The organism is Brevibacterium sp. FAM 24630, assembly GCF_049804075.1.
GTDB lineage: Bacteria > Actinomycetota > Actinomycetes > Actinomycetales > Brevibacteriaceae > Brevibacterium.
The window spans coordinates 1-452 of record NZ_JBNBZD010000082.1; the positions used below are offsets into that span (position 1 = coordinate 1).

The window sequence follows — 452 nt, forward strand, 5'->3', positions numbered from 1 at the left end:
GTACGCCCGTTTGAAGCAGTGGCGAGGACTGGCCACTCGTTATGACAAACTCGCCGTCGTCTATCGAGCCGCTGTCGTGCTCAACGGTGTCATCGCTTGGTTACAGCATTTATCAGACACGCCCTAGGTCTCGTGCGCATTCGAGGCTTGCTACCGTCATGGCAGCCCCGACGCCCTGCCGCCGATAGTTTTCCACGGTGACCACATGTTCAATGGCTGCGACGTCACCGGCAAGCGCTGTCGCGCTGCAGGCAATGGTCTCGCCTTGGACTTCTGCCAACAGATGGACGACTGCACGATTGGGCCTAAGGCCGAATGGAGCGATGGCCCTCTGTGTCAGCCTTAGATGAGACACCCGGATGGTCCGGTTTGGTGTCGTAGAGGGCGGGAGGAGGTATCCCCGCGATGAACACAACGATGACAACTCCGATCGAGTCGAGGCATTCTGGGGG

General features: G+C 59.3%; 1 protein-coding gene and 1 pseudogene. One reads left to right on the forward strand and one right to left on the reverse strand.

Features of this window, described 5'->3' with window-relative positions:
• Positions 1–127, forward strand: a pseudogene (locus ACPUD7_RS17825) (IS5/IS1182 family transposase); the annotation flags it as partial.
• On the opposite strand, the gene ACPUD7_RS17830 reads toward ACPUD7_RS17825, so the two are convergent.
• Positions 113–355 (reverse strand): GNAT family N-acetyltransferase, encoded by a 243-nt coding sequence (locus ACPUD7_RS17830; protein ID WP_425120660.1) that lies wholly within the window; start codon positions 353–355, stop codon positions 113–115. The pseudogene ACPUD7_RS17825 and the gene ACPUD7_RS17830 overlap by 15 nt on opposite strands.
• Positions 356–452: the final 97 nt, after the last annotated feature.